General features: G+C 62.1%; 10 protein-coding genes and 11 pseudogenes. 18 read left to right on the forward strand and 3 right to left on the reverse strand.

Annotation, left to right across the window (positions count from 1 at the left end; all coding sequences use genetic code 11):
* Positions 1-162 precede the first annotated feature (162 nt).
* Positions 163-1,744: pseudogene (locus ACF2JD_RS19075) on the reverse strand (EAL domain-containing protein).
* A 481-nt stretch (positions 1,745-2,225) separates the two neighbouring features.
* Between ACF2JD_RS19075 and ACF2JD_RS19080 the strand changes: the two are divergent.
* A pseudogene (locus ACF2JD_RS19080) lies at positions 2,226-4,144 on the forward strand (EAL domain-containing protein).
* Positions 4,145-4,227: 83 nt separating this feature from the next.
* On the opposite strand, the pseudogene ACF2JD_RS19085 reads toward ACF2JD_RS19080, so the two are convergent.
* Positions 4,228-5,148 (reverse strand): annotated as a pseudogene (locus ACF2JD_RS19085) (1-aminocyclopropane-1-carboxylate deaminase/D-cysteine desulfhydrase).
* Positions 5,149-5,235: 87 nt separating this feature from the next.
* On the opposite strand from ACF2JD_RS19085, the pseudogene ACF2JD_RS19090 reads away from it, so the two are divergent.
* Positions 5,236-6,098: pseudogene (locus ACF2JD_RS19090) on the forward strand (MSHA biogenesis protein MshI).
* Between the two features lie 64 nt (positions 6,099-6,162).
* Here ACF2JD_RS19090 and ACF2JD_RS19095 read toward each other — a convergent pair.
* Positions 6,163-6,483, reverse strand: a complete 321-nt coding sequence (locus tag ACF2JD_RS19095; RefSeq protein WP_440987974.1) for a hypothetical protein — start codon at positions 6,481-6,483, stop codon at positions 6,163-6,165.
* 7 nt (positions 6,484-6,490) lie between these two features.
* Between ACF2JD_RS19095 and ACF2JD_RS19100 the strand changes: the two genes are divergently transcribed.
* From ACF2JD_RS19100 to ACF2JD_RS19175, 16 genes and pseudogenes are all read left to right on the forward strand, one after another.
* Positions 6,491-6,691 carry a hypothetical protein gene (locus ACF2JD_RS19100; RefSeq protein WP_440987975.1) on the forward strand — a complete coding sequence of 67 codons (201 nt, stop codon included), beginning with the start codon at positions 6,491-6,493 and terminating at the stop codon, positions 6,689-6,691.
* Positions 6,691-7,335 (forward strand): annotated as a pseudogene (locus ACF2JD_RS19105) (MSHA biogenesis protein MshJ). Before ACF2JD_RS19100 ends, ACF2JD_RS19105 begins: the two are co-directional and overlap by 1 nt.
* Positions 7,336-7,651, forward strand: a pseudogene (locus ACF2JD_RS19110) (SctD/MshK family protein). It abuts the pseudogene before it with no gap.
* 70 nt (positions 7,652-7,721) lie between these two features.
* Positions 7,722-9,389, forward strand: a pseudogene (gene mshL, locus ACF2JD_RS19115) (pilus (MSHA type) biogenesis protein MshL).
* 94 nt (positions 9,390-9,483) lie between these two features.
* Positions 9,484-10,371 (forward strand): annotated as a pseudogene (locus ACF2JD_RS19120) (ExeA family protein).
* Positions 10,368-11,452 (forward strand): annotated as a pseudogene (locus tag ACF2JD_RS19125) (tetratricopeptide repeat protein). The pseudogenes ACF2JD_RS19120 and ACF2JD_RS19125 overlap by 4 nt, the downstream one beginning before the upstream one ends.
* 74 nt (positions 11,453-11,526) lie before the next feature.
* Positions 11,527-13,234: pseudogene (gene mshE / locus ACF2JD_RS19130) on the forward strand (MSHA fimbrial ATPase MshE).
* Positions 13,235-13,237: 3 nt separating this feature from the next.
* Complete coding sequence (locus ACF2JD_RS19135) at positions 13,238-14,458, forward strand: type II secretion system F family protein (RefSeq protein WP_139744578.1); 1,221 nt, start codon at positions 13,238-13,240, stop codon at positions 14,456-14,458.
* A gap of 138 nt (positions 14,459-14,596) precedes the next feature.
* Positions 14,597-15,058 carry a hypothetical protein gene (locus ACF2JD_RS19140; protein ID WP_139744579.1) on the forward strand — a complete coding sequence of 154 codons (462 nt, stop codon included), beginning with the start codon at positions 14,597-14,599 and terminating at the stop codon, positions 15,056-15,058.
* 76 nt (positions 15,059-15,134) lie between these two features.
* Positions 15,135-15,797: a prepilin-type N-terminal cleavage/methylation domain-containing protein gene (locus tag ACF2JD_RS19145; RefSeq protein WP_440987976.1), complete on the forward strand. Its 663-nt coding sequence runs from the start codon at positions 15,135-15,137 to the stop codon at positions 15,795-15,797.
* An 18-nt stretch (positions 15,798-15,815) separates the two neighbouring features.
* Positions 15,816-16,252 (forward strand): annotated as a pseudogene (locus ACF2JD_RS19150) (prepilin-type N-terminal cleavage/methylation domain-containing protein).
* Positions 16,253-16,316: 64 nt separating this feature from the next.
* Entirely contained in the window at positions 16,317-16,766 is a 450-nt protein-coding gene (locus tag ACF2JD_RS19155) for a prepilin-type N-terminal cleavage/methylation domain-containing protein (protein WP_440987977.1), read from the forward strand.
* A 17-nt stretch (positions 16,767-16,783) separates the two neighbouring features.
* Positions 16,784-17,356 carry an MSHA biogenesis protein MshD gene (locus ACF2JD_RS19160; RefSeq protein WP_440987978.1) on the forward strand — a complete coding sequence of 191 codons (573 nt, stop codon included), beginning with the start codon at positions 16,784-16,786 and terminating at the stop codon, positions 17,354-17,356.
* Between the two features lie 12 nt (positions 17,357-17,368).
* Positions 17,369-18,214: a prepilin-type N-terminal cleavage/methylation domain-containing protein gene (locus ACF2JD_RS19165; RefSeq protein ID WP_440987979.1), complete on the forward strand. Its 846-nt coding sequence runs from the start codon at positions 17,369-17,371 to the stop codon at positions 18,212-18,214.
* Positions 18,204-18,674 (forward strand): MSHA biogenesis protein MshP, encoded by a 471-nt coding sequence (locus tag ACF2JD_RS19170; protein WP_440987980.1) that lies wholly within the window; start codon positions 18,204-18,206, stop codon positions 18,672-18,674. The genes ACF2JD_RS19165 and ACF2JD_RS19170 overlap by 11 nt, the downstream gene beginning before the upstream one ends.
* Positions 18,671-21,667: a DUF6701 domain-containing protein gene (locus ACF2JD_RS19175; RefSeq protein WP_440987981.1), complete on the forward strand. Its 2,997-nt coding sequence runs from the start codon at positions 18,671-18,673 to the stop codon at positions 21,665-21,667. Before ACF2JD_RS19170 ends, ACF2JD_RS19175 begins: the two co-directional genes overlap by 4 nt.
* Positions 21,668-21,853 lie beyond the last annotated feature (186 nt).

Raw genomic sequence — 21,853 nt, forward strand, 5'->3', positions numbered from 1 at the left:
TTGCGCGATAACCGGCTCCTTATGATAAAGGTTGTTATCCCCGTCAGGGCAAAATCATTTTGTTGCTGAATGTTAATAAGGGGTGGCAGGAGACGGTTTGATTTCACCATGAGCCGGGCCCGGGCCTGCAGGAGGATTTACCCGCCTGATGGCAGGGCTGGGTTACGGCGCTACCGCCAGCATCAACCCCGAGCCGCTGGTTCTGACGGCCATCCTGCCAGCAGCCAGGTGTTCAACTGCCAATCCCTTGGTCAGCGCCATGGGTTTGCAAGAAGTAGCCCTGGATCAGGTGACGCCGCGCTGGCTCAGGTAGTCGACCTGCAGCTGACGCTCTCGACCCCTTCGGCGATCATCTCCATGCCCGATTCCCGGCCGAAGGCGATGGTGGCATCCAGTACGCTGCGCTTGAGGTCGTTGGTGCCTATGGTGTCGACGAACATCTTGTCGATCTTGATCTGGCGGATCCCGAGGCGCTGCAGGTAGGCGAAGCCGCCGTAGCCGGTGCCAAAATCATCCAGCTTGAAGTGATACCCCTGCTGCTGCAGCAGGGTGATCTCCTCGATGGCAGCCTTGATGTCGAGTGATGGGCTTGCGCTCGGTCAGCTCGAAGGTGAGCTGGGCGGGGGAGGGCCAGCCGTGGCAGCAGCAGCAGGGTGCGCAGCAGGGGGTGCTCGAGGTGGGCGGCCACTATGTTGACGCTGACCCACTGCTCCGGGGCCAGCTGGGCAGGTCGGTGATCACCTGCTCCAGCAACTGCTGGTCATCGGCAGGATCAGCTGCTGCTCCTCTGCATAGTCGATGAAGGTGCCGGGAGGGATCAGCCGCCGTTTCCCCGCTGCCAGCGCAGCAGCGCCTCGAAGCCCACCACCTGCTGGCTGCGGCTGTCCACCACGGGCTGATAGAGGGCAATAAATTCCTTGCGTGCCACCCGGTTTGCAGCAGTCCCTTGAGGGAGCGCCGATAGCTGCGCAGCAGCCAGTAGGCGGCGACCAGCAGGGCGCCGAGCGCGATACCGAACCAGAGACCGTAGTGGCGGGCCTGCTCATGGGCATATTGCTCCAGCGCTTTTCCCGCCCAGACCGTCTGTTTGGTGAGTTCATTGGGGTCGAAGAAACTCAGGCTGAGGCTCTGGCTGCCTTCCTGCTTGATGGCGCTGTCGCCGCGGGGGAAGTGGACTGGCTTGCATCGGCTGCTGCTGGCTGAACTCCAGATAGAAGCAGTGGCTGCAGGGGTGTTGCAGCAGGTCGTGGCTCCAGCTGTTATCCAGCACCCAGTAGGCGAGGTTGTCACCGGATCGGTAAAGGCCACCAGCTCCTGCTCGGTGTGAAATTTGGCCATGGTGGCGGTGATCCCCAGTTTGCCGAACTTCTGCCCGCTAGTTCTGGAGCTCTTTGATCAGCGGGATCCTACCCCCAGGCTGGAGCAGCTGCCACCGGAGGCGAGCTCCAGCCCTTGCAGGCGGATGTGGCTGTTGTAGAAGCGCGGATCGCGCAGCAGCTCCATGTCTTTGGCGCCGCAGTTGAACTCAAACTTGTGCCAGCTGTTTGTTGATGGCGGCATCCAGCTCCCGGTGGCGTTCTGCCATGGCCCCTTGAGCTCCAACCTTCTTCTTCCAGCAGATGGTGGGCCATCGGCTTGGCAAACCACAGGCCGAGGGGCTGGCTGCCCACGACAGGCAGGCGAACAGCAACAGGGTGAGCCAGAGGGGGGAGATATACGCAAAGGAAGTACCTGCCAGTTTCATGAGACACAAATGGACTTTGCCATCATAGAGCATTAGCTGCATCAATTTGAGTCGGAGTTGTCACACTTGTGCAGCAGATTTATAATCTGCTGATAAAAATGTTTTATAAAACGACTGCTGAAGATTCAATCGCTGACCTGTCATAAATGACAATTGTCCAGCTTATCCGAACTGCATTAGAGTAGCCGTGCGGTTTGACTCACCGTGTGTTCAATACTCCTGTATCTGTTTTTTTGTCAGTAGCACAGAGTGTTAGTTTTGATATGAGTGTTCCTTTTGGTCCCCTTTGAGGGACCATTTTTCTGTCTGTCATCCCGCCCTGTCCCGCATCTGTAGCCCGTCATCCTTGGTATTCTCCCTCTGCTTTGGGTTATGCTTGCCCGCTTAAATTGCAGAAGCGGGATCTTCATCCATAGGCGCGGTGCGATCGCCGCTGCTACCATGAGGCGACATGGATGATGCTGGGCATACGGAAAGGCGCATGAAACTCACTACACAGCTTGTCTCATTTATCACCCTGTGCGTGATTGCAGCCATGGGACCGTGCTGATTGGCGGGGTGTTCAGCTTTCGCGAGCTGGGCATGGAGTTGCAGCAAAAGAAGGTCGACTCGCTGGTCGAGAGTGATCGACAAGCAGCTGATGTTGCCACGACATGGAGGATATGAGCCGCTGGCTGCCCACCCTGCTGCGGGCTGCCCATGTGGTGGAGCTGGAGGTGCGCCAGGACAACCAGCGGGTCTACTGGTTTCGCGATGTGCAGCAGCAGACGGACGAGAGTCTGCTGATCCCCTACAGCACAGCCATTCCCAATCAGGCCGGCATGCAGGCCGAGTTCAAGCTGGACAGGCCCTTCAAGGAGTTCGAGTACTCCATGCAGGCCATGTTCGGCATCTCCCTCGGGGTCTTCATAGTGGTGTTCGGCCTCTGGTACTCCATCCGCTGGCTGCGCCAGCAGCTGCGCGGTGCCGAGCTGCTGGCGGAGCGCGCCCAGCTGATCCTGGATGGCAAGCTGACCAAGCTGGCCCATGATCCCGCCGACGAGTGGCCCCTCTCCGCCAGCCAGGCCCTCACCCATCTGCTGGCCGAACTGGCCGATGCCCGCAAGGAGCGCAGCCGGTTCGACAACTTCATCCGCAGCAACGCCTTCGTCGACAAGACGACCGGCATAGGCAACCGCCTCTTCTTCGACAACCGGCTGGAAAACGCCATCATGGAGGCGAGCGTGATCAGCGGCGGCGTCCTGCTGATCGAGCTGGCCGGCCTGGAGGAGCTGGATCCCGAGCTGAACGGACGCCCGAGCCAGGATCTGCTGATGGAGGCGAGCGCCTCCATCGGTACCTTCGTGCGCAAGCACAGCGGCGCCCTGCAGGCCCGCTACGCCGGCCAGGTCTTTGCCGTGCTGCTGCCCAACATGTCCGAGAGCGAGATGGTGGACGGCGCCAGCCAGCTGCTCAAGAGCCTGCAGCGGCTGCACTGGCCCGAGTCGGTCAATCTGGAGACGGCCGTCTACCTCGGCGCCGTCTGTTATCAGGCAGAAGACTCCCTGCTCAAGGTGCAGGAAGAGGCCGAGCTGGCCCTCAAGAGCGCGCGCCTGCAGGGCCACAGCGGCTGGTTCCTCTACGAGAAGTCCCTGGACGAAGAGGGCGAGCAATAAGGGGACTGTGCGTTGGCGCACCCTGATCAACCGTCGCATCGAGGAGCAGGGGATCTCCTTCTATCTGCAATCTGTGCAGCAGGAGCGGGATCAGGTGGTGCTGCAACAGGAGCTGCTGATCCGCCTCCATGACGAGCAGGGGCGGGAGTTACAGGCGGGGGTCTTCATGCCCATGGCGGAGAAGGCCGGCCTGCTGCTGCCGCTGGACCGGCTGGTGGTCACCCAGACCCTTCGCCTGCTGCGCCAGCGACCTGAGTCGAGCTGCCCCGTCAGCCTCTCCCTCAGCGCCCAGAACCTGCTCAACCGGGAGTTCCAGCGGGAGCTCTTCTTCGAGCTGTTCCAGTTGCCGCGCAGCATCAATGAGGGGTTGATACTGCAACTGTCCGAGTCCCAGGTGACCCGTCACTACGAGGCGCTCAAGCGGCCACTACGGGCGCTGCGCATGCTGGGGTGCCGACTGGCCATAGATCATGCCGGCCAGGATGTGGTGAGCACCCAGTACATCAAGGAGTTCGAGATCCACTTCCTCAAGCTGCACCCCAGCCTGGTGCGGGAGATCCACCTTCGTCAGGTCAACCAGATGGCGGTGCGCAGCCTGGTGGGGGGCTGTGCCAATACCCAGGCCCGGGTGATTGCGGTGGGGGTGGAGAGCGGCGACGAGTGGAAGATGCTGCGCCACCTCGGCGTGCACGCGGGCCAGGGGCCCTGGTTCGCCGAACCAGAGCGGCTGGTGATGCCCGCCTGACGGAGCCTGTCAGCCGCTAGGGGCCTGACTTCCTGCCTGCGGGGCAGCCCCGGCCCCAAGGGCGATCGACGAATGGTCCTGGCTTACAGCCTGCCCTGCTCCCTGAGACCCGCCAGCCCCTGCAGGCCGCCGGTGTGGATGAAGACCACCTGGCTGCCGCGGGGGATCCGGCCCGCGGCCAGCTCCCGAAACAGTCCCCACATCGCCTTGCCACTGTAGATGGGCTCCAGCGGCAGGCCTGTGTGGGCGCTGAATGCCTGCACCCACTGCCACAGGGCCGGGCTGAACCTGGCGTAACCGCCGTCGTGGTGCTCCTGGGCTATCCGCCAGCCGCCGGTGGTGGCCGCCGCCGGGTTGAGCCGACACACCTCATCGTGGAGGAAGGCGCCCCCCTTGAGCACTGCGATGGCGAGGATCTGCTCTCTTTCCCGCTTGCCCGCGATGAGCCCCGCCAGGGTGCCGCCGCTGGCGCAGGGCAGCACCCAGAGATCCGGCGAGAAGGGCACCTCGGCCACCAGCTCGGCCACCCCGGGGATGGCGAGCGGGCTGCTGCCCCCTTCCGGCACTATCAGGGTGTCCGGCGCCTCGAACTGGGCCAGCCAGTCCGGATCCTGGCGCCGCCGATAGCTCTGGCGGTCCACAAAAACGAGATCCATTCCCCAGCCTTGGGCCGCCCGCAGGGTAGAGTTACTGACGGCGTCATATTCGCCCCGTATGATACCGGTAGTACGAAGACCAGATTGGACCCCGCTGCCGCCAGCGCGTGGATATGATTGGAGTAGGCGCCGCCAAACGAGAGCAGATGCCGTTTGCCGTGCTCTTTGGCATGCAGCAGGTGGTACTTGAGCTTGCGCCACTTGTTGCCGGAGATGGCCGGATGGATCATATCATCCCGCTTGCACCACAGCTCGACACCATAGCGGGTCAGCAACGGATGGTGGAGGCGTTGCAGGGGCGAGGGGAGGATGGCGGACCCTCTGACTGGCGGAAAGGTTGGCTTGCAATGGTGAGTCCGTCTTTTAATCTGGAGGCTAATCTGCTGTTTATGTTAATATTTCATACATTTAATCACTATTGATGGGCGGGCTTACATGAAACAACTGTTCAGACGGTCGACGCCAAGCCGCCAGGTCGGGCTCCTGCTGGCCAATGACAGGATCATGCTGGCTGCGGTGGGCAATCCCCCCATCTTTACCTGTCGCACCATCAACGGCCCACAGGAGTGGGCAGTGGCCATGAACGAGCTGTTCAGCCGTCATGGGCTGGCCAAGTCTAAGGTGCGGGTGGCCCTCGCCGCCAGCCTTTATCAACAGATCCAGATCGACAAGCCTGCCGTGCCCGACGCCGAGATGGCGGGGGCGCTCCCCTGGGCCATCAAGGATTATGTCAGCGAACCCGTGCTGCAACTGGCGATGGATTATGTGGACTTGCCCACCCCGCCGGCCGGTCGCCCGCGCATCAATGTGATTTGCCTGCCCAAGAGCCGGGTGCAGCAGCTGGCCGATGCCATCAATGGCATCGCCACCCTGCAATCCATCATCAGCGACGAGCTGGCCATGACCTCTCTCTATGACGCGGACGAGACGGTGCGCATGCTGCTGTGGCAGCCCAAGGGGCAGGATCTGCAACTGCTGGTCTTCCATCAGGGGGGCTCTGCTTCTCCCGCCAGCTGCGCGGTTTTAGCGGCCTGACTGGCGAACATGAGCCGGACAGCATGCTGCTCGATTCGCTGGCGCTGGAGATCCAGCGCTCCCTCGACTATCTGGCGGGCCAGCTGAAATTGCCCGAGCTGGGGCAGATGCAGTTTGCCATCGCCTCGCCCTTTATCGGTACCCTGGTGCGCCACATGGAGCAGACCTTCGGCTTTGCCGTCTCCGCCATGGCCAACAAGGCGGTGCTGGCCGGCGTCGAGTATCTCTCGGCCTACGGCGCCGCCATCGGGGAGGATGCGTGATGAAACGTCAGATAAACCTCTATGGCGCCGAGTTTCGACCCAAGCGGCAGTGGGCCAGCCTCAATCAGATGGCGCTGGTATGGGGCTGCGCTGCTGCTGATCCTGTTGCTGGGGTGTCGGTTACAGCTGGCAGCAGCAGCAGGTCAGCCGGGCGCTGGCGCAGCGCTCTGCCGAGCTGGAACTCAAGCGCAGCGAGGCGCAGCGGCTCGACGCCGAGCTGGCGCGCCATCAGGCAGATCCCCGGCTGCAACAGCAACTGGTCAACAAGCAGGATGAGCTGACGGCCAAGCAGGGGCTGATGCGCCAGCTGGGCAGCCTGACCCTGCAAAAATCCCAGGGCTACGCCAGCGTGATGGCGGATCTTCTCCCGCATTCGCAACAGCAATCTCTCGTTGCAGCGCATCGAGATCAACGAAGGGCGGATCAACCTCTCCGGCTTTGCCGGACGCAGTCAGGATGTACCGGCCTGGGTCAACCGCTTCAAGCAGACCCCGAGTCTGGTAGGCAAGGAGTTTGGTGAACTGACCCTCGGCCGTGACAAGGAGGGTCGCCTGACCTTCCAGTTGAGCGGCATTGCGCGGGAGAAACCCTGATGAACCTGAAAGCACAATGGCAGGGATGGGGCCAGCGTATCGCCGTGTTGAGCCAGCGGGAGCGGGTGTTGATCCTGCTGACCGGTCTGGTGCTGCTGGGGGCTGCCGGACTCTACGGCTGGCTCGATGACGCCGATACCCGCCTGCAGCAGGATCGCATGGCCCTGAGCGCCGCCGAGCGCGACCTCGAGATCATGAGCTGGAAAACCTCAGGGCAAGCAGGCCCGGCTCAAGCGGGATCCCAATCAGGGCGTGCGACCAGCTGGCGCAGGTGGAGGCGTCCCTGGCCCGGCTGGACGATGAGCTCAAGGCCCAGACCGTGGATCTGATCCCGGCCCACGAGATGCCGCTGGTGCTGGAGGCGCTTGCTCTCCCGCTCCGCCAATCTTCATATGCTGGCGCTCAGTTCGCTGGAGCCGAGCCGCTGATGGCGGGCGAGCAAAAATCAACCTGTTCAAGCATGGTATCCGGCTTCAGCTTGAAGGCGGCTATTTCGATGTCTATCAATACCTTAAAGCGCTGGAAGCCTTGCCGCGCCACTTCTACTGGAAGCAGTTCGACTATCAGGTCGAGCCTATCCCGGCGCGGTGGTGGAGATGGAGATCTACACCCTGAGCACCAGCAAGGAGTTTATTCGTGGCTAAGTGTTTGCATTGTGCTGTTGCCTGTTCAGCTTGCTGGTACAGGCGGAGCCCGAGGTATTGCAGGATCCCACCGCGCCGCTGGCGGATGTGGCGGTTGGCGCCAGTGCGACTGGCAGAGCAGCGCCGGTTTGCCGAGGCTGCAGAGCGTCATGCTGGGCAATGGCCCGGCACTGGCGGTACTCAATGGCAAGAGTTATCGGGTCGGCCAACAGGTGGACGGCTATACGCTGGTGGCCATCAATGCCGATGCCGTGGTGCTGGAAAAGGCGGGAAAACGCCAGCGGTAACCCTGTTTGCCAGCAAGATCCGGGTTTGAAGTCGTGTTGCCTCCTCGAGAGGTGGGCGGGCTTTATCGAGTTTAATTGCAAGTCAGGGTGCCCAATTACATGAAAAAACACCGTCTCTGTCTGATCACCGTGGCCATGATGGCGGCAGGCTGTACCAGCTATCAGCACCCAGAACCGACCCAGGCCAAGGATGCCCTCAAACAGGCCATGAACGAACAGCAGAAACAGGCCGCGCCGCTGACCACTTTGCCCAAATCGGTGCAAAGTGAATTGCTGCAGCTGAACCGGCCGCAGATGCCGGTCGGCATGCCGGAGAAGCGGCTGCGCATCGCGGCCCATGACGTGGAGGCGGTGGAGTTTTTCGGTTCCCTGTTCAAGGGCTCCCGCTACAGCGTGGCGGTCCACCCCGGGGTGGCCGGGCTGGTCTCCGTCGAGCTCAAGGATGTGACCCTGCCGGAAGTGCTGGCTGTGGTGGGCGATATGTACGGCTTCGATGTGCAGCGCAAGGGCAATGTCTTCCATATCTATCCGGCGGGTCTGCGCACCGAAACCATCCCGGTCAACTACCTGATGATGTCCCGTCGCGGCCTCTCCCGCACCTCGGTCAGCACCGGCGGGGTGACGGCCAATGACAGCAATAACAGCAGCGACAGCAGTTTTGACAGTGCATCGAACAACAACAGCGGCAGCAACAACTCAACCAGCAACAACTCGCAACAGTGACAACAGCAACGGCACCCGTATCGAGACCGACAGCAACAGCGACTACTGGACCGATCTGCGCGACGCCCTGCAGACCCTGATCGGCACGGGCGACGGTCGCGCCGTGATCACCAGCCCGCAGGCGGGTCTGGTCACCATTCGCGCCTACCCGAAAGAGCTCAAGGCGGTGCGTGAATTCCTGACCCAGTCCGAGAGTCACCTCAAGCGGCAGGTGGTGCTGGAGGCTCGGATCATCGAAGTCGCCCTCAACGAAGGGTATGAGCAGGGGGTGGACTGGAGCGGTCTCTCCGCCAGCTGGGATGGCAACAAGGGCATTACCGGTGGCAAGTCGCTGGCCAATACCCATCGCCTCGACCCCCAACCAGATCTTCAGGGCGCTGGGTGGCGGCTGGCTTTCACCATCTCCGATGGCAACTTCAACGTGGCGGTCAACCTGCTCAAGACCCAGGGTGATGTGAATACCCTCTCCAGTCCCCGTGTCACCGCGACCAACAACCAGAAGGCGGTGATCAAGGTGGGGACGGACGAGTATTACGTCACAAATGCGTCCACCACCACCACCACTACTTCGACGGGCACAGACAAGACGCCCAATGTGGAGCTGACCCCCTTCTTCTCCGGTATTGCGCTGGATGTAACGCCGCAGATCGATGAAGAGGGGAAGGTGCTGCTGCATATCCATCCCTCGGTTATCGATACCGAAGAGCAAACAAGACCATCAACGTCGGCACTGCGGATCCCCTGGTGCTGCCGCTCGCCAAGAGCTCCATTCGTGAATCGGATACCGTGGTGCAGGCCAACAATGGCGACATCATCGTCATCGGCGGCCTGATGAAGACCGACAAGCAGGAGATCGTCAGCAAGGTGCCGCTGCTGGGGGACATTCCCTGGGTCGGCGAAGCCTTTACCAACCGCCGGGAGAGCACCAAGAAGGTGGAGCTGGTGATCCTGCTCAAGCCGACAGTGGTGGAGAAAGACACCTGGCAGAAAGAGCTGCAACGCTCCTCCGAGCTGCTCGACAAATGGTATCCGCCCAAGGGCTAAGCCATGAACCAGTATGCGATTGGCCTTATCCCGAACGGCCTGTGCTGCCTTGCCAGCACAGGCTGCTTGCTTGCCGTGGCAGGTGAGGGGTCTCATGTACCTGACCCACTTCGGCCTGCAGGAGGCACCGTTCAGCCTCACCCCAATACCGGCTTCTACTACGGCCTGCCGCCTCACGAAGAGGCGCTGCAGGTGCTGAACTGGGCGCTGGCGCAGGGGAGGGTTTTATCAAGGTGACCGGCGAGGTGGGCACCGGCAAGACCCTGCTCTGCCGCAAGCTGCTCAGCGAGCTGGGTTCGGAAGCGCGTCCGGTGCGGCTTGCCTGGTTGCCCAATCCCCACCTCACCCCGGCCGAGCTGCGCATCGCGCTGGCGCTGGAGCTGGGGTTGGCGGTACGGGATCAGAGCGAACTGGATCTGACCGATCGTATCCATCGTCACCTGATCAGCCTGCACCAGCAGGGCAGTCGGGTGGTGGTGCTGATCGACGAGGCGCAAGCGCTGCCGGACGAGACGCTGGAGGCGATCCGCCTGTTCGGCAATCTCGAGACCGAATCGAGCAAGCTGCTGCAGATCGTGCTGTTCGGCCAGCCGGAGCTGGATGCCAGACTGGCCAAGCCGCATCTGCGCCAACTGCGCCAGCGGATTGGCTTCTCCTACTGCCTGCGGCCGCTGCGTTTTGACGAGACCCGCGCCTATCTGGAGCACAGATTGCAGGTCTCCGGTTATCGCGGGGCACCGCTGTTTGCAGGTCGAGCCATGCGTCTGTTGTGGCGTGCATCGCGAGGGATCCCGAGACTGATCAATATCCTGGCGCAGAAGTGCCTGATGCTGGCCTATGGTCAGGGGTGCGTCAGGTCGATAGCCGTCTGGTACGGCTCGCCATTCGCGATACCGACGATGCGAGCCGCTTTGCGCCACGGCGCTGGTGGCCCCTGTTACTGTTGCTGGGGTGCGCCCTGGCTTATGGAGTCTGGCCATGAGCGTTATCAACCAGATGCTGAAAGATCTGGAGCAGCGCCAGCAGGATCCGATGGCGCTGCCGTCTATATTGCCCCTGTGCGTCAGCAGGGATGGTGGATGTTGCTGCTGACCCTGATCTGCGGTCTGGCGCTGGGGATCCTCTGGTTGGCGATGTTCAGGATCTACTGGCAGCAGACCCATAGCGTGACGGCTGCCAGCGAAGTGCTTGCTCCCGATGTGGTGGCAAGGGCCACCGCGCCAGTCAGCCCGCCCGAGCCGGTCGAGGTGGTCGGCCGACGCTGCCGCTGCCAAGTCAGGACGAGGTGAATGATGAGGTCGGCCGAAGATGACTGGCCGACACGGCCGACGGTGCGCCCTTTGATGCCTCCAGCGATGTTGACGAGTCCGAGCCGAGCGATGAAGAGCTGCAGCCCGAGCTTTACGCCGAACTGGCGGCAGAGCAGCAGGCAGTCGCCAGCGCACCGCGCAAACCGAGCGTATTGAAGATCGAGACGGTGGAGCTGTCGGCCAAGGAGCTGGCGGCACTGGCGGAGCGCAAGGCGACCACCGCCATGGCCAAGGGAAGGCTGCGGGATGCGCAGGACAACTACTATCAGGTGCTGGTCCATGACCCCTACAACCAGGGGGCGCGCGAGCAGCTGGCGGGGCTGCTCTACGGCGAGGGCCGTCTGACCGAGGCGCGTCAGCTGCTGGAAGAGGGGATCCGGCTCGATCCCCAACAGGCCGATTTTCGTCTGCTGCTGGCCCGCCTTGCCATCAGCGAGGGGCAACAGCAGCAGGCGCTCGGCTGGCTGTCCGGCCTATCAGCCGGATCTCGCCAGCAACATGGACTATTACGCCACCTGGGCCGGGCTGACTCAGGAGCTGGGCCAGAATGCCGATGCGGCGGCGCTCTATGTGAAGCTGCTGCGTCAGCAGCCGGATCAGGGCCGCTGGTGGCTTGGTCTCGGCGTGGCCGAGGATGGTCAGGGCCACAGCCAGCGGGCGCTCGATGCCTATCGCAACGCTTTGTTGCACGGCAACCTCGGCGAGGCGTCGACCAACTGGCTGGAACAACGAATTGGCCAACTAACCCCCTGATAAACAGCAGGTTCGATTAGCGAAGCGGAATCGGATGCGGCAACGGGTGTGAAATCACAGGAATCGGAGCAACAATGGCACAACCCAGACTGAAAATGCGCCTCGGCGACCTGCTGGTACAGGAGCAGATCATCTCGGATGATCAGTTGCAGCTCGCCCTGCAGCAGCAGCGTCAGACCGGGCGCAAGCTGGGGACCACCCTCATCGATCTCGGCTTCATCAGCGAGGTGCAGCTGCTGCAGTTCCTCGCCCGCCAGCTGGACGTACCCTTCTTCGATCTCAACAACCTCACCATAGACGCCTCGGCCGTGACCCTGTTGCCCGAGGTGCAGGCCCGCCGTTATCGCGCCCTGGCGGTCAACCTCAGCGACGACAAGGTGACAGTGGCCATGTCGGATCCCGCCGACTTGAGCGCCCTGGATGCCATCGCCGCCCTGCTCAGCCCCCGCGAAATGGTGCTGGCGGTGGCGCGGGAAGGTCAGCTGCTGGAGTATTTCGACCGCCTCTATCGCCGCACCCGGGAGATAGAGAGCTTCGCCGAGCAGCTGCACGAAGAGTATCAGGACGCCGGCTTCGAGCTGGGCTCCAGCAATCTCGGGGCCGGTGACGAGGGGGAGGCGACGGTGGCCAAGCTGCTGCGCTCCCTGTTCGAGGACGCGGTGCAGGTGGGGGCCTCCGACATCCACATAGAGCCGGACGAGAAGGTGCTGCGCATTCGCCAGCGCATCGACGGCGTGTTGCACGAAAACATACTGAACGAGGTACGCATCGCCCAGGCGCTGGTGCTGCGCCTCAAGCTGGTGGCCGGGCTCGACATCTCCGAAAAGCGGCTGCCCCAGGATGGCCGTTTCGCCATGAAGGTGCGCGGCCGGGACGTGGATGTGCGTATGTCCACCATGCCGGTGCAGTACGGGGAATCCGTGGTGATGCGACTGCTGGATCAATCCTCCGGCATCTTGTCGCTGGCGGAAACCGGCATGCCACCGGCCATCCTGTCCCGCTTCCGGCGCCAGCTCAAACGCCCCCACGGCATGATTTTGGTGACGGGCCCCACCGGCAGCGGCAAGACAACGACACTCTACGGCGCCCTCTCTGAGCTCAACCAGGCCAGCCACAAGATCATCACGGTGGAAGACCCTGTGGAATACCGGCTTCCGCGGGTCAACCAGGTGCAGGTCAACCCCAAGATAGGGCTCACCTTCTCTCAGGTGCTGCGCTCCACCCTGCGTCAGGATCCCGATATCCTGCTGGTGGGGGAGATGCGGGACAACGAGACGGTGGAGATAGGCCTGCGTGGCGCCATCACCGGCCACCTGGTGCTGACCACCTTGCACACCAATGACGCCGTCACCAGCGCCCTGCGCCTCATCGACATGGGGGCCCCAGGCTATCTGGTGGCGAGCGCCCTGCGGGCCGTGGTGGCCCAGCGTCTGGTGCGACGGGTCTGTGAGCACTGCGCCTGCGAGACGGCGCCGGACCAGGGGCAGGCCACCTGGCTCACCATGCTCTCCGGCGAGGCACCCGGCCAGCACCTATCGCAAGGGACGTGGCTGCCAGAGCTGCAACTTCACCGGTTATGCGGGCCGGATCGGGGTCTACGAGCTGCTGGAGCTGGATCAACCCATGATGGATGCCCTGCGCCGCAACGATGCTGAGGGCTTTGCCCGGGCGGCGCGCGAGCACGAGCACTACAGGCCTCTGGCCCTGACGGCGCTCGATTATGCCCGTGAGGGGATCACCTCGGTGGATGAGGTGCTCAGGCTGGCCGAGGATCTGGGATAAGCCATGGGCAGCTTCAACTACAAGGGGCGCGACAGTCAGGGCCAGGCCGTCAGCGGCATGGTGGAGGCCGCCAGCGAGCTGGCCGCCGCCGAGCAGCTGATGCGCCGCGGCGTGATGCCCACCGAGCTCAAAGCGGGCAAGGCCAAGGCGGCCGGCATCGACTGGTCGCTGCTGCTGGAGGGGGGCGTCAAGCTGGAGGAGCTGGTGGTGTTCAGCCGCCAGATGTATGCCCTGACCCGGGCGGGCATTCCCATACTGCGCGCCATCGCCGGGCTGGAGGAGAGCGCCCACAGCAAGCCCCTCAAGCGGGCACTGCACACCCTGGGGGAGGATCTGGGCAACGGGCGGCCGCTGTCGAGCTCGATGCAGGCGCACCCCAAGGTGTTCAACAGCCTGTTCGTCGCCATCATCCACGTCGGCGAGAACACCGGCCAGCTGGAGGAGGCCTTCCTGCAGCTCGCCAACTATTTCGATCTGGAGCTGGAGACCCGCAAGCGGATCAAGACCGCCATGCGCTACCCCAGCTTCGTGATGATTGCCATCGGCATCGCCATGGTGATCCTCAACATCATGGTGATCCCTGTCTTCGCCGGCATGTTTGCCAAGTTCGGGGTCGAGCTGCCGCTGGCGACCCGGATCCTGCTCGCCACCTCCCACTTCTTCGTCCACTACTGGTGGCTGCTGCTGGCCATCCTGGCGGGCATGGTGTTTGGCTGGCGCCGCTGGGTCGCCAGCCCCCAGGGCAAGCTGACCTGGCATCGCTGGCAGCTCAGGCTGCCCATAGTCGGCACCATCATAGAGCGCTCCCTGCTGGCCCGCTTTGCCCGCAGCTTCTCCATGATGCTCAAGGCCGGGGTACCGCTCAACACGGCGCTGACCCTGGTGGCCGATGCGGTGGATAACGCCTATATGGCGGGGCAGATCCGCGACATGCGGGCGGGCATAGAGCGTGGCGAGAGCCTGCTGCGTACCGCCGGTGCCAGCGGCCTGTTCACCCCTCTGGTGATGCAGATGATTGCTGTGGGGGAAGAAACGGGCCAGGTGGACGAGCTGCTGCACGAGGCGGCCGAGTATTACGAGCGGGAGGTGGATTATGACCTCAAGAGCCTCACCGCCCGCATCGAGCCCATCCTCATCGGCATAGTGGCCGTCATGGTGCTGGTGCTGGCGCTCGGTATCTTTACGCCCATGTGGGACATGATGCGTGCCGTGCGTGGTCAATAGACGGTATCTTCACTCCTCCTGGTGGGGGGTATGATGCGTGCGGTTCGCGGCCAGTGATGTGTGTATGGCGGGACATGATGAGAATCGGGCATGGCCAATGACGCGTGCTGTTTGTGGTAGACAAGATGCGGGAGAGGCATGAGCAGACAGTCCGAGCAGGATGAGCGCTGGTTGGGAGGCTACAGGCGGCTGATCGCCTGTCTCCTGCTGCTGGTCATCCTTGCCACCCTGGCCCTGAGCTATCGCAGCCACAGGGAAGAGGCGCTGGCGGTCAGCCTGAGCCTGCTGGGGGAGCAATTTGCCGAGCGGGCCCAGCGACTGCACGGGCGCTGGCTCGATGAGCGGCGCCCCGAGGTGCTGCATGCGGAGGGGGTGGCCTGGCAGTTCGATGGGCGGGGCTGGCCGCTGGCGGTGCTGCCGCTGCAGTCACCCTCCGCCAACTGCCGCCAGCTCTGGCTGACGCTGATAGGCCCCGAAGATCCGGGGTTGCCGTCCTGGCAGGCACTCGCCAGCCAGCATGGGGACGGCTGCGAGTTTGGTTGGGAAGGGCACTGGCTGTTCTACCGTTTCAGCGATGGCCGGGTACTGGCGAAGCCTTGAGTCGATCCCTCAAGTGCTTCAGCCACATGATTTTTTTCTATCTGCATGAAATAATGCGGACCATTACGGAGGCAGCATGGCAGCAAAGAGAGTGAGCGCCGGCCAGGGACCGGGTCAGAAGATGGCCGGTTTTTCCCTGATCGAGCTGGTGATCGTCATCGTGATTCTGGGGATCCTGGCCGTCACCGCCTTGCCCCGTTTTCTCGACGTGACCGACGAGGCGAAGAAGGCCAGCGTGGAAGGGGTATCGGGCGGCTTCGCTACAGCGGTCTCCCTGGTGCGGGCCCAGTGGGAAGCCGAGGGGCGCGCCAAGCAGGACAGCCTCAATACGGTGCTGTATGACGGTTCCCGTTTCTATCTGACCACGCCGACCGACAGCCAGGTCAGCAATGGCGAGCTCTCCCCCGGTTATCCCATGGACACGGCGGCGAGCGGCGCTCCCGATGTGGATCCGGCCAATCTGACGGCGGCCCGCTGTCTCAATATTTGGGAGGGCTTGTTGCAGAATCCTCCCAAGGCTACTGCCAACTTTGACGAGGTGCGCGGTAGCGGCAATGACCTGAAGTTCTATGCCACGGTGAGCAACAATGGACTGGATTCGGTCTGCCGTTACTATCTGGTCAACAGCCTGAGCAAGGGAAGTGATGGGCGCTATCAGGACCCGCAAGGGAGCACCGATGCCTACATGAGTTTCAGTTACCGCCCGGCCTCCGGCCAGGTGACTACCAATATCAATTGATAAACAGAGGAAAATGTAATGAAAAAGCAGGCGGGTTTTACCCTGATCGAACTGGTGATCGTGATCATCATCCTGGGCATTCTGGCGGTCACCGCCGCGCCCAAGTTCCTGAATCTGCAGGATGATGCGCGTAAGGCAGCTGCTGCACAGGGTGTTGCTGCTGCAACTCAAAGTGCTGCTCAATGGTCTACAGCAAGGCTGTTATCGCAGGAATTGAGACAAGCGGTCTTCTTCAGTACTGTTGGATATCGGTAATGGTGTCAACGGTATTAAATTTGGTTATCCCAACTGCTGATGACGGTTGAAGTATTGCAGCTAAAACCATTGGACTGTTGGATGGTGGTTGGGCACAGGGCTTCCTGATGGTTTTGCTCAGTAATGCCACCGACTGTTATGTCATATACACAGCGCCTTCTGCTGCAGGGGCTACGTCAGCAGTCACTGCTTGTAAGTAAATGTTGTGTGCGACATGAAAGCGAGGCTTCGGCCTCGCTTTCTCTTTTCCCTGATGAGAGCCCCATGCCTGCAACCAAGGGCTTTACCCTGATTGAACTGGTACTGGTGATCCTGTTGCTCGGGATTCTGGCCGCCTTTGCCGTGCCCAAGTGGCTGGGCAAAGGCGGCTTTGAAACTCAAACCCTGCGTGACGAGCTGGTGACCCGGCTGCGGCTGGTGCAGACCATGAACATGCATGAAGGGGAGCCAATCGCTGTACCTCAGCTGGTGCTGGAGCAGTTTGGCCACAGCTCACCTTTCCCCTTGGGCGATCCTGCGGCCAAATCCATATCGAACTGGAGTGCTAATCAGCTCACCAGGGGCCGTCCGGTGACCCTCCGGCGGGATCTCCCTCTCCCGCAAGGCAGCTCCTTTCGTTATCCGCGCAGATGGGCCGCCCGCTCGGTCCACCTGCGTCGGTGGCTGCGAGCTGCAAGTCACCGATGGCCGCGAGAGTGGCCGTATCAAGATTGAATCCGAGGGGTTTATCCATGCCCTCCCTTAAGCGTGGTTTCACCCTGATTGAGCTGATCGTTCGGCATAGTGCTGCTGGCGGTGGCCTGACCGGCATTTTGGGGTTGCTTATCAATCAGGCGCCGCAGGCGGTGGATCCGGTGCAGCAGGTGCGGGCCGCCCAGCTGGCCCAGCGCCTCTCCGGCGAGATCTTGCAAAAGTCGTTTGATGAACATTCGGATCATAACGGTGGTCGTTATCGTTGTGGCGAGCAGGTGGCAGTTGCCCTGGGTGTGACCTATCCCGCCTGCACCCCGGTCGTCGATTACGGCCCGGATGGCGGCGAGACGCGTCCCTACGAGTTCAACGACGTGGATGACTTCGATACCGCGGGCAACTGGGTGGACGCCAACCAGTTTACCCAGACGAATGCCGAGGGCGTCAGCGACGAGGAGTATCGCCACTATCAGGTCAGGATCGCCGTCACCCCGGATACCCTGTTCGGGAGCTCAGGCCTGGGGGCCGAGTCCATCGGCAAGCGCGTCGCCCTGGCAGTGCGCCTGCCGGACCAGAGCGAGCTGGCTTTCACCCTCTACCGGGGGAATTACTGATGCGCGCGACAAATGGGGTGTTGCCCGCCTGTCCGATGCGCGCGCCACTTCCGACGTCCGATTAAGGTTAATCGAACCTACCGCAAGCCTCGGGGTAACAGTGGCTTTACTCTGGTGGAACTGGTGATGGTGATACTGCTGCTCGGGGTCATGGCCACCTTTACCAGCCAGTTTGTCGGCATCGGCACCCAGATTTACGGGGATGCCAGCCGCCGCGAGCAGCTGATGAGCGATGCCCGCTTCGCCCTGGAGCGGCTCAACCGCGAACTGCGCGATGCGGTGCCGGGCTCGGTGCGCATCGAGGATGCGGGGGGCAACCCTCTGGATCAGGGGGCCTGCCTGCGCTTCTGGCCCATTGCCACCGCCAGCCGTTATCTGGGCTCAGCGGCCAGCGGCGGGCTCACCATAGTGGAGCCCGAGGTGCTGCCCCGGGAGGAGGACGAGGCCATCATCTACCCCCTTGCCGATCCGGCACTCAACCTGGAGCAGGGATGCCTCCATGGCAACTGCGTGGCCAGGGTTATTTCGGTGGGCAGCCCGGTCTCGGGAGCCTTGCCGCTGACGGTGGATGACACCTTCGCCAAGGAATCGCCGGGGCAGCGCATCTATTTTGCCCGTCAGCAGGTGCGCTACTGCGTGATGAATGCAGCCCTGACCCGGGCCAGCGCCGCCATAGGCACTGACTTTCACGGGAGCACGCCGGCCCTGATGGCCGAGCATGTCCGCCCTGCGCCCTATTATTTCTACCGTGAGCCAGCCGCCTTCAGCCAGAGCGAGGTGGGACTGCGGATGGAGCTTGAGCAGCGCGGCGAGCGCGTCCTCTTCAACCACAAGCTGGAGACGCTCAATGTTCCCTAGGCCCCCCCGCAGGCTGGCGCCCCAGCGCGGCAGCGCCATCATGGTCGCCCTCTTCGTCATCGTCATCATGGCCCTGCTGGCGGCGGCCATGGGCCGCTTCCTGGTAGACAGCGGCGAGAAGAACACGGTGGAAGTGCGCGGGGTGCGAGCCCTGATGGCGGCCCAGAGCGGGCTGGAAATCGCCCTCTATCAGCTGTTTCCCAATCGCAGTGGTGCCGAGTTGCCCGCCGCCTGCACCAGGGTGGCGGCGTCCCGTACCTTTGACAAGGATCCCGGCCTGAGTGGGTGTCGGGTCTCGGTGAGCTGCAACGAGATCCTGGCCAGTCAGGGGGGAGAGACCAGCACCACCTACCGACTCACCAGTCTGGGCACCTGTGGTACAGAGGCTGCGGGCGCCAACCCGGGCTTTGCCGTCAGCCGCACCCTGGTGGCGGAAGCTTTTGATGGAGTGATGCCATGAGACTCTGGTTGCTGGTCTTAACAATGTTGTCTGGTATGGCTTGTGGGTTCGAAACCGTCGACACTGACACCTATTTCCCGGCTGTGGTTCAGGGCCACCGCGGTAATAACAACGCTGTCTGTACTGGTCAGGATGCTGCCAAGCTGACCCAGAACAACCAGGCGAAAATAACGGGCACTGCAGGTGCTGCATTGAATTTCTGCGACTCGAATCAGGGTTCCGGCATGCCATTGGATGGCTGTGACAACGCCAATGGTTCTCGCCGGCTCTGCTCTATCAGCGACCGTTCCATCCGAGGGATGTCTACATCGGGTGGTAACAGCTTCCTGAACAGTTCGGGCAGTGATGGTGACATCGGTCACTGTAATAGTGGGCAGCAATTGACGCTTGGCAGTGCCAGCCAATACCAGTTCGGGACTATCAGCCTCTACAGTGCCTGCACCCTGACCTTCTCCAGCACCCGTCAAGAGTACAGAATCCAGGCTCTCGCTTTGGGGGGAGCAAAAGTGGTGCTGCCCGCCGGGGATTATTGGATAGACAGACTCGTCGTCAATCAGGGCGGGGAGATTGAAACCCGTGGCAATGTGCGTATCTTCGTCAACGCGGTGGAGTTTAATGGCGGGCGTCTCAACGCGGCCAAGACGGGATCTGTGCTGCTGTTTGGATACCAGAATGTCAACTTGAATGGTGAAAGCCTAGTCAACGGCCTGGTATATGCCGATCAGGCATTAAATATGAATAACGCTAGCGTTATCAACGGTAGAACGACCAGTCGCTCTCTGTTTATGTCTGGCACCACCGCCATCAATGACAAGATGCCCCCCCCTGTCACTGCGGCGATAGATCACTTCGAGTTCGATCACTCCGGCCAGGCCCTGACCTGCAACCCGGAGACCCTCATCATCCGGGCCTGCGCCAACGCCAGCTGCAGCCAGTTGTTCACGGATCCGGTGAGCGCCGTCCTGACGCCGCTTAAAAACGGCAGCAACGGCTGGGTGGCCGACAGCCAGGTGAGCTACAGCGGCAACACAGCTACCGTGAATTTCAGCGACGGCACCGCCAAATTGCAGCTGCGCAACAATCTGGCGAGCGCCATGAGGGTGGGGGTGAGTGGCTCGACACCGTCCACCAAGCCACTTAGCACGACACTTTGCCGGGCGGGCAGCGGCGCCTTGAGCACCGCCGCCTGTACCCTCAGCTTTGCCGACAGCGGCTTCCTGTTCAACGTGCTGGATACCTATGCCAACAAGCCACAGGATGTGGTGATCAGCGCCGTCAAGAAAGACGATGTGACCCAACAGTGTGTGCCCGGTTTTACCGGCACTCGCTCGGTGGGCTTCTGGGGGACTTATGTCACTCCGAATGCCAATGCATTTGGCAGCCAGGTCACGATAGATGGCAATCCTATTTCCACTAACGCCGCCGATGTGGCTTCGCCAGCGAGCACGATCATCAACTTGAACTTTGATAGTCAGGGCAAGGCGACGCTGAAGAAAGTGAATTACCCGGATGCGGGCCAGATGCGGCTCAATGCCCGCCACGATGGCAGCGGCGACACGGCAGGGTTGGTGATGACGGGGTCGGATCTGTTCGTCAGCCGTCCGGTCGGGCTCTGCATCACGCCTGCCCAGGGGACCTGTGCGGCAGGGGATGCCAGTTGCCCTGTGTTCAAGAAGACCGGTGAGGCATTCCAGCTGAATATCAAAGGGGTGGCCTGGCAGGCCGACGATGACAAGGACTTGTGCAGCGGCAACCTGGCAACCCCCAACTTCGTGCTGGCCAATATTGCGCTCGGCAGCGAGCTGGTGGCCCCCAAGTCCGGTGTCGAGGCGGTGGTCGGCACATCCAGCTACGACCACTCCAACCAGAAGGACAGCAACCTCAACTCCGTCGGCCAGTCGGTCAACGAGGTCGGGGTGTTCCGGATGACGGCGACCCCGCCGGCGGCAGGTTATTTCAACTACACCATACCGCCCGCTGCCAGCGTGCCGGTAGGGCGCTTTATTCCGGTGGACTTCAATCTGGTGAGCGGCAGCGTCACCCCGGCATTCGGCGGTTTTAGCTATATGAGCCAGCCGTTTGGGGTGCAGACGACGGTGCAGGCGCGCAACAAGGAGGGGGGGGTTACGAAGAACTACCGTGGGGCCTTTGCCAGGGGCACTCTCTCTCTGGTGGCCGCCAACAACCAGGACGGGGTGGATCGCTCTAATCGGCTGGCACCGCTGGCCGCCAGTTGGACCGAGGGAACAGGCAAGCAGACAGGTGAAACCCGCTTTATGCGATTGCGAGAGCTGACCCCGACCCTGACAGCACCGGAGGAGCCACTGCGGCGGCTGCGGCTGGGGCTCAAGGTGGAGGACGGTGAAACGCCAGAGACCAGCTTCCTCGTAGATCGTGATATGAACCCAGCCGTGACCGGCACTTGCCAGAGCGGGGTGAATTGCACCGCCAGGCAGCTATCTATTCCGAAGGGATCGGAAGATACCATGATCGCCTACTATGGCCGTCTACTGGCCAGCACTCGTCAGGGGGTCGACAGCGCCCCGCTGGCGCTGCCCCTGCAGGTGCAATATTTCGAAAGGGGCCTGTGGCGAGTCAACCAGCAGGATGTCTGCAGCCAACAGAATGCCTGCAGCCAGATCTCCCTGGCGGGTGGCGGCATTGTCTTCACCGATGCGGATCAACGCTATGACGCTGGGACGGGGGACCTGACGCTAAAAGATGGCACCCGCATCCGGCTTGGCCTCGGCAATGTGGCACCGGGCGGCACTCAGACCGGTTTCGATGGCGGCGAGACCAGCTTCCACTTCGCGCCGCCCAATCAGGCGGTGCGCATTCCCTATCAAATCGTGCTGGAGAAACAGCCGCTGCAACCCCTGGCGCCGACCTGGTTGGCGGATCCCGCGACCGAGGATCACCTGATGGGGATGGCGATCTTTGGCCGTGACAGGGGCAACGATCGCATTATTTATCGCCGCGAAGTGATGCCCTGAAAATGATATGGGGACAAGGAGAGGGGCGCTTTGGGGTGGGCCTGCGTCTTATCTCCTTGTTTCGTAGTGTTTGTCTGCCTGAGCGGGTGAGTGATGACTCGCATTTTTGTCGCGCCTGATTGACTGGCGACAGTTTGAGCGCTTGCCCATTGGGGTGGGCATTGGTAAAGTTAGCCGGTTTTCTGC

Source organism: Aeromonas ichthyocola (assembly GCF_046087985.1).
GTDB lineage: Bacteria > Pseudomonadota > Gammaproteobacteria > Enterobacterales > Aeromonadaceae > Aeromonas > Aeromonas rivipollensis.

Bases quoted from the DNA above. Each gene is read 5' to 3' on its own strand.
- ACF2JD_RS19135 (WP_139744578.1), top strand. From the start codon at position 13,238: ATGGGCAGCTTCAACTACAAGGGGCGCGACAGTCAGGGCCAGGCCGTC.
- ACF2JD_RS19140 (WP_139744579.1), top strand. From the start codon at position 14,597: ATGAGCAGACAGTCCGAGCAGGATGAGCGCTGGTTGGGAGGCTACAGG.
- ACF2JD_RS19145 (WP_440987976.1), top strand. From the start codon at position 15,135: ATGGCAGCAAAGAGAGTGAGCGCCGGCCAGGGACCGGGTCAGAAGATG.
- ACF2JD_RS19155 (WP_440987977.1), top strand. From the start codon at position 16,317: ATGCCTGCAACCAAGGGCTTTACCCTGATTGAACTGGTACTGGTGATC.
- ACF2JD_RS19160 (WP_440987978.1), top strand. From the start codon at position 16,784: ATGCCCTCCCTTAAGCGTGGTTTCACCCTGATTGAGCTGATCGTTCGG.
- ACF2JD_RS19165 (WP_440987979.1), top strand. From the start codon at position 17,369: ATGGGGTGTTGCCCGCCTGTCCGATGCGCGCGCCACTTCCGACGTCCG.
- ACF2JD_RS19170 (WP_440987980.1), top strand. From the start codon at position 18,204: ATGTTCCCTAGGCCCCCCCGCAGGCTGGCGCCCCAGCGCGGCAGCGCC.
- ACF2JD_RS19175 (WP_440987981.1), top strand. From the start codon at position 18,671: ATGAGACTCTGGTTGCTGGTCTTAACAATGTTGTCTGGTATGGCTTGT.